Origin of the sequence: Chryseobacterium ureilyticum, from assembly GCF_900156735.1 — a bacterium.
Taxonomy (GTDB): domain Bacteria; phylum Bacteroidota; class Bacteroidia; order Flavobacteriales; family Weeksellaceae; genus Chryseobacterium; species Chryseobacterium ureilyticum.
On record NZ_FTOL01000006.1, the window covers coordinates 265,040 to 272,714 of the forward strand.

The 7,675-nt window shown below is 34.5% G+C and carries 6 protein-coding genes; 2 read left to right on the forward strand and 4 right to left on the reverse strand.

The annotated features are described in order from the left end of the window. Positions 1-3: 3 nt before the first annotated feature. A complete protein-coding gene (locus BW983_RS17215) occupies positions 4-1,086 on the reverse strand; it encodes a putative type IX sorting system protein PorV2 (RefSeq protein WP_076553121.1) in 1,083 nt (360 codons plus the stop codon). Positions 1,087-1,102: 16 nt separating this feature from the next. Then, entirely contained in the window at positions 1,103-1,978 is an 876-nt protein-coding gene (locus BW983_RS17220) for a DMT family transporter (RefSeq protein ID WP_076553122.1), read from the reverse strand. Between the two features lie 193 nt (positions 1,979-2,171). Between BW983_RS17220 and BW983_RS17225 the strand changes: the two genes are divergently transcribed. After that, entirely contained in the window at positions 2,172-2,693 is a 522-nt protein-coding gene (locus BW983_RS17225) for a GNAT family N-acetyltransferase (RefSeq protein ID WP_076553123.1), read from the forward strand. A 273-nt stretch (positions 2,694-2,966) separates the two neighbouring features. Then, positions 2,967-4,595 (forward strand): acyl-CoA carboxylase subunit beta, encoded by a 1,629-nt coding sequence (locus BW983_RS17230; RefSeq protein WP_065396699.1) that lies wholly within the window; start codon positions 2,967-2,969, stop codon positions 4,593-4,595. Positions 4,596-4,677: 82 nt separating this feature from the next. On the opposite strand, the gene BW983_RS17235 is transcribed toward BW983_RS17230, so the two are convergent. Together BW983_RS17235 and BW983_RS17240 are read right to left on the reverse strand one after the other, a co-directional pair. Continuing rightward, positions 4,678-6,117, reverse strand: coding sequence for an AAA family ATPase (locus tag BW983_RS17235; RefSeq protein WP_076553124.1), 1,440 nt, complete (start codon positions 6,115-6,117; stop codon positions 4,678-4,680). 59 nt (positions 6,118-6,176) lie between these two features. Continuing rightward, positions 6,177-7,295, reverse strand: a complete 1,119-nt coding sequence (locus BW983_RS17240) for a vWA domain-containing protein (RefSeq protein ID WP_076553125.1) — start codon at positions 7,293-7,295, stop codon at positions 6,177-6,179. Between the last annotated feature and the right edge of the window lie 380 nt (positions 7,296-7,675).

Here is a 7,675-nt window from a genome sequence, read left to right on the forward strand (position 1 = left end):
AATTTAATCATTTCTGAATTCTCCCATATCCAATTTAAGCGAGAAGAAATTGGAGAAGAAATTAGAGCCTCCTATTCCGGAATTTGTAATTGCATAATCCAGGGTAAGTCCTCTATATCTGATCCCAATACCTGCACTTGGCTGGAAAGAAACTTTTCTTTTTAAATCCTCTATATCTGTAATAGACTGAAATCTATTGATCCCTAATCTCACAAAAATCATTTTCTGGTAGCCTAATTCTGCTCCTGCATATGGGCTGATACTTGCAAAATCAGTAGAGATCAATGATGCTGTTTTGGCAAAATCTACATTGATACCAGCTTCTGGTAAAACATAAACACTGCTATTGATTTCAAACAGTTTACTTGCTCCAACATTTAATTTCGGCATAGTAAGCTCCATTTTATCTTTCGGTGCCGGGTTAAATTCTTCCCCGTTTACTACTGTTGATAATTCTTTTTGATTGATGCTCCAAAAGTTAACCGTAGTCGTAATATCTCTCACCATTCCCCCGAATTTCCATCCGTTTTCTCCTTTATAGATAGCTCCTACATCAAAACCAAAACCATAACCGTTAGCAAATTTACCTACATTTCTGTAAACAATCTTCGCGTTTACCCCAACATCCAGATTTGGATTTCCTCCTGGATGAAATGCATAGGAAAGTATTGCAGCATAATCCGATTGAGAGAATTTTGTGATCTTATCATAATCAATATTCCCTTCAGAATCGATCATCTGAGTTGTATTCAAAATATTATCTACTCCTAGTCTCACTACAGATACTCCGAAAACACCTTCTTCCATTACTTTTGCATATGCCAGATAATCATATTTAGCAATAGACTCAAAATATTCTGCGTGCATTGCAGCTCCCTGCCAGTCTCTGTCTATAGACATTAATCCTGCCGGGTTCCACATAGGAGAATATACATCATTCTGATTGGAAATGACAGCTCCCCCCATTGCCAATCCTCTTGCACCTGCTCCAATATTTAAGAATTCATTGGAATATTTCCTGATAATCTGAGACTGAGATATCCCAAAAAGCAATGAAAATGCAAGTAAAAAATATTTTTTCATCATATAAAATTGATGCTAGTTAAAGTTTTTTTGTTTTCCTGGCTTTAATTAATCCATTTGCAATGATTGCCAGTATCATAACAGCTGAAGCAATATAAAATATAGGGCTCATATGTTCTGATTCCCCAAAGATAAAAAAAGCTAGTATAATTCCGTAAACAGGTTCCAAATTAACTGTTAAAATTAGAGTAAAAGGCGATATATACTTCATTAATTTCACAGATTCCAGCATCGGAAAAGCAGTGAAAACACTGGCTAACAAGCATATTAACGCCAAATCTCTATAGTTTATTTCATTCATTTGAAAAATTTGCCCTGAAAGCAAATAAAATAACGTTAAAATGAACCAACCACAGAATATTTCATAAAAAATAATATTTCCAGAACTTGTTTTCCCAAACATTTTACCATTGAAAACAGAAAATATAGTTCCGAAAATAGCACAGAGAACTCCATAAATGATGCCCTCTTTATATTGAAATTCTGTTTTAAAGATTAATAAAATACACGCAACAATTACCGCTCCCATCACAACTTCTGAAACATCAATCTTTCTCTTAAAAATAACAGGTTCCAGAATTGAAGCGAAAAGTGTGGATAACGAGAGACAGCTTAATGCTATAGAAACATTGGAAACTTTAATAGAGTAAAAGAAACAGTACCAGTGGAGCGCCATGGCAAAACCAATTGCGGCAAGCTGAAAGAATATTTTTTTGGAAACCTTTATACTTTCCTTTTTATATACTCTGATAAACACAAAAAGAAATACAGCAGCAAACAACATCCTGTAAAATACCAGAATCTGCGCGTTGGCATGAATCAGTTTTCCTAAAATTGCAGTGAATCCCCATAAAAATACTATTAAATGCAACCTGAAAAGCGCTAATTTATGCATAACCTAACCTCTTTGAAATTTTAACAGGCAAATTTACAAATAGGCTTTTATAAATCTTATAAAAAATCTAAATTTATATTAATAAAAAAATGAAAAATAAAGTTTTAATCGTTTCCCTTTCTAATATAGGAACTGTTTTATTCACTTTTAAAAAATATTGACGTAAATAAAAAAAATTATTTCTTCTAAGAATATGGAATTACATTCAGATATTATAATCAAAACAGAAAATCTCACCTTAAAAACTGTAGATTCTACATATGTAGATGACATTTTAAAACATTTTACTAAGGAAGTCACACGGTATATGCCTTTTAATCCGGAAGGTGATAAAAAAGAGATTAGTGACTTTGTAGAAAACTCAGAAAGAACTTTATTACAAAATACAGACCTGGTGATGGTCGTTTTAGATTCAAATAAAGAATTTATAGGATGTTGTGGCATTCATAATATTACAAAGGAATCAGTTGAGCTAGGATTATGGCTAAAAATTAGTTCACAAGGAAAAGGATTAGGAACTGAAATTGTAGCAGCTCTTATCAGATTTCTGGAAGATCATTTTACATTTAAATATATTTTATATCCTGTAGATGAAGAAAATATAGCAAGCAGAAAAATTCCTGAAAAGCTAGGATTTGTTCCTTCTAAAAGATACAAAAAAAATAAAAATAGCCTTTATGATCTCAATATTGTAGAGTATAGAAAATATTATTAATCTATAATAAAAAAACCCTGAAAATGGATTAAACTTTCAGGGCCTTCAAATAATAAACTATTAAAAAAATAAACTAGGAATTGAGTATTTTTCAGAGGATTTCACCCTCTGTTACTCTGATGTAAAGTTAGAAAAAATATAAATTATTTAAAAATATTTTTTTGTTAAAAATTTCACAATTTACTAATAACCAAATAATTAAACATCTGTTTTACTTCCGATTCTTATTCCTCATAAAAATAGTATCTTTAAGCGTAAAAAATTGAAAATTCTATGGACATCGAATTCAACAAACGAGAAGATCAGAACAGATTAAAATTATCAGAGATAAATCGCTTGCTTGCCGAGATCAAAAAAGGAGGTGGCGAAAAGAGACTTCAAAAGCTTCGTGACGAAGGAAAAATGACTGCAAGAGAAAGAATAGAATATCTTCTTGATAAAGGTTCAGATTCCATAGAAGTAGGTGCTTTCGCCGGTTATGAAATGTACGAGGAACATGGAGGCTGCCCTAGCGGTGGTGTTGTAGTGGTTATTGGCTATGTTTCCGGAAGACAATGTATCGTTGTAGCAAATGATGCGTCAGTAAAGGCTGGAGCATGGTTTCCTATCACTGGAAAGAAAAACCTGAGAGCTCAGGAGATTGCAATGGAAAACAGACTTCCAATCATTTATCTTGTAGATTCTGCAGGGGTTTACTTACCTATGCAGGATGAAATTTTCCCGGATAAAGAAATGTTCGGTAGAATATTCAGAAATAATGCTAAAATGAGTGCTTCAGGAATTATTCAGATTTCGGCTGTCATGGGAAGCTGTGTAGCTGGTGGTGCTTATCTTCCGATTATGAGTGATGAAGCTATGATTGTAGATAAAACAGGTTCTATTTTCCTTGCCGGAAGCTATCTGGTAAAGGCAGCAATCGGAGAAAGTATTGATAATGAAACTTTAGGAGGAGCTACTACTCATTGCTCTATTTCAGGAGTTACGGATTATAAAGCAAAAGATGATAAAGATGCGCTTGATAGAATCAAAAACATCATGAAATCTATTGGAAGTACAGAAAAAGCTGGCTTTGACAGAATTGAAAGCTTCCCGCCAAAAGAAAACCCTGATAATATTTTCGGAATTATGCCAGTTTCAAGAGCTGAGCAATACGATACCTACGAAATTATTAAATGTATTGTGGATAACTCTGAATATGAAGAATATAAGCCAGACTACGGTAAAAGCATCATTTGTGCTACAGCAAGAGTGGATGGATGGTCTGTAGGAATCGTTGCTAATCAAAGAAAATTGGTTAAAAGCGGTAAAGGTGAAATGCAGTTTGGAGGAGTAATTTATTCTGATTCTGCAGATAAAGCGACAAGATTCATTGCTAATTGTAACCAAAGAAAAATTCCTTTAATATTCTTACAGGACGTTACCGGATTTATGGTAGGTTCTAAATCAGAGCATGGAGGAATCATTAAAGATGGTGCTAAAATGGTAAATGCAGTTTCTAATTCTGTAGTTCCTAAATTCACAATTATTACAGGAAACTCTTATGGAGCAGGAAACTATGCTATGTGTGGAAAAGCTTATGATCCAAGACTTATTGTTGCGTGGCCTTGGGCAGATCTAGCCGTGATGGGAGGAGCACAAGCAGCAAAAGTTCTAGCTCAGATTCAGGAATCAACATTGAAAAAGCAAGGAAAACAAATATCAGAAGAAGAACACAACGAAATTCTTGATACAATTTCTAAAAAATACCAAAAGCAAACAGAATCTACTTACGCAGCAGCTAGATTATGGACAGATGCTATTATCAATCCTACAGATACCAGAAAATGGATCTCTATGGGTATTGAAGCAGCAAATAACTCTCCTATTACTGAAAAATTTAATTTAGGGGTTATTCAGGTTTGATAATTGTCTGATTAAAAATATAAAAAGATGTGGAATTGTTCTCCACATCTTTTTGTTTTATATACTTGAAGGTTTCAAAGATCTAAGAAAAGAAAACTCCCGTTCTGAATCTTTCTCTATTCAACTTTTTATTCACTGCCAATCCCCAAAGAATAAACTCTTTTAAGAATAAAATATCTTCAGGTTGAGTATCTGGTTGGTATTTCTCAATAATTTGATCAAGAGGATAGATCTTATTAAGAGATTTCGCATATGATTCATCCGGGGACTCGTCTGTAATTTCCAAAAATCCATCGTCTTCCAAAAACCAATCTGTAATCTGGCTAAACGGTCCGTCAATGCTCTTCTTTTCTAGTTTTTCCACTTTAGGGAAATAGGAGGTGAATAAAGTTCTGATTGCATTGTCAATCAATAACTGAGCAACCGCCTCTGCTCCTTCCTGTTCTCCTTCATAAACAAGTTCTACTTTTCCCGTGATTGCAGGAATCACCCCTACAAAATCGCTTAATCTTACAGAAGTTGCTTCGTCACCTGTCAGTAAAGATCTACGCTCCGCTGTACTCAATAGGTTTTCGAAAGCTGTAATACTCATACGGGCACTCACGCCACTTTTTGAATCTACATATTCACTTTCACGAGCTTCAAAACCAATCTGTTCCAAAAGGTCCTTTGCTAAAGAAGGAACATATACTCCATTTTTCTGGCGGCTATCTAAACTTGATTCATAATTTGTAATTTCTCTTGCAACATTGATATTTTCAGGATAATGAGTCAAAATCTGTGACCCTATACGATCTTTCAGTGGAGTTACAATACTTCCTCTATTCGTATAATCCTCAGGGTTTGCAGTGAAAACAAACTGTATATCCAAAGGCATTCTCACCTTAAATCCCCGAATCTGCACATCTCCTTCCTGCAAAATATTAAATAAAGAAACCTGAATTCTCGCCTGAAGATCGGGCAGTTCATTTATTACAAAAATACAACGGTTTGCCCTAGGGATCATTCCAAAATGAATCACACGATCATCTGCATAAGAAAGTTTAAGATTAGCTGCTTTAATAGGATCCACATCGCCAATCAGGTCAGCAACAGTTACATCCGGAGTAGCCAATTTTTCGAAAAATCTTTCATCACGATGAAGCCATTCTATGGGTGTATTATCTCCTTCCTTTTCAATTAACTCTTTAGCATAACGCGAAATTGGATGAAATGGATCGTCATTAATTTCGCTTCCTCCAATAAAAGGAATCCATTCATCCAGCAAAGAAGTCATCATCCTTGCCAGCCTGGTTTTTGCCTGACCTCTCAGCCCTAATAAATTAATGTTATGCCTGCTTAGAATAGCATGCTCTAATTGAGGAATCACTGTATTTTCGTATCCGAAAATTCCTTTAAATAGAGATTCTTTATTACGAATTTTAGTTTTTAAATTATCTCTTAACTCGTCTTTTATATTTTTTGATGTATATCCTGATGTTCTTAATGAACCCAGTGTTTTTATGTTTGGCTTTTCAGTCATTTTATTTAAAATCTGGTTTTACAACTTTTGAAAAAATATTTTTAATGAATAATCATTCTTTAACGGATTCTTTTTTTACGATTGGTCTCATAATCCTCAAAAATCATATGCCCTAATCCATTAAGCCCCGTGTAAAAAGCTTTGCCTTGATTAGCTTCTGTAAATTCACTTACGAAACGCTGTAAATAAGGATCCTGTGCAATCATAAAAGTAGTGATTGGAATATGCAGCCTCCTAGCCTGAGATGCCATATTATAACATTTCTGAACAACATATTCATCTAAACCGTAAGAATTCATGTAATAACTCCCATCTGCCTGGCGAACACAACTTGGTTTTCCGTCAGTAATCATGAAAATCTGTTTATTAGTATTTCTCTTTCTTCGTAAGATATCCATTGCCAATTGAAGTCCGGCAACCGTATTGGTATGATAAGGTCCAACCTGCAGATAAGGCAGTTCCTGAATTTTAACAGGCCACGCATCATCTCCAAAAACAATGATATCCAGAGTATCTTTAGGATAACGGGTTGTAATCAGTTCTGCAAGTGCCATTGCTACTTTTTTAGCTGGAGTGATGCGGTCTTCACCGTACAATATCATGCTATGGCTAATATCAATCATCAAAACAGTACTCATTTGTGATTGATGAACGCTGTCTTCTACAATTAAATCATCTTCAGTAAGATAAAAATCTCCAATTCCGTTATTGACTTGAGCATTTTTAAGACTTTCCGTAATAGAAATTTTTTCTACCGGATCACCAAAGTTATAATTACGAAATTCTCCTGTCGTATCATCTCCAGTTCCGCTCTTATTGGTTTTATGATTACCGTTACCATTCTTTCCAAGTTTTCCGAATATCTGATTAAGTGCTTGTTTACGGATATTCTGTTCCATTTTTGCGCTAAGGCGAATTCCATTTCCCCCATTAGGATCAATTTCTTCACGGATATATCCTTTCTTTTTAAGATCCTCAATAAAGTCGTCAATAGTGTATTCCGGAGTAGTAAGCTGATATTCTTCATCCAGCATTCGAAGCCAATCAATCGCTTCATCAAAATCTCCTGAGGTATGGGTTAGCAAGTCTGTAAAAATCTCCAGCAACCGATCAAATACAGATAGTTCCGGTGCTTTGTAAATTTCAAATCTGAACCCTCTCACAATATGCTCTTTCATAAAATAAAGTTACAACATAAATAAAAAAGCTTTAAGAGATTTAATCTATTGCAGTCTTTATAAATAGAAATAATCTTGTTTTAATTTCAAAATATAATTTTCAGGAGCTATTTTCTGCTATCCACTCCTACTCCTCGTGCCATAACATTCCAGCGCATGCTGCGGGGTAACCGTTACGAGCACAGGGCTAGGAAGTAACCAAAAAATAATGAGTATGGGGGAGTTTTTGTTGGGTAATTGTGTATTTAAGAATAGTTTTGGATATAGTGCTCTGGGTATAGAGCAAAAAAAAAGTCTCATACATTACTGTATGAGACTTTTAAAAATAAAATAAAAACTGGCGGCGACCTACTCTCCCGCGTTAGCAGTACCATCGGCGC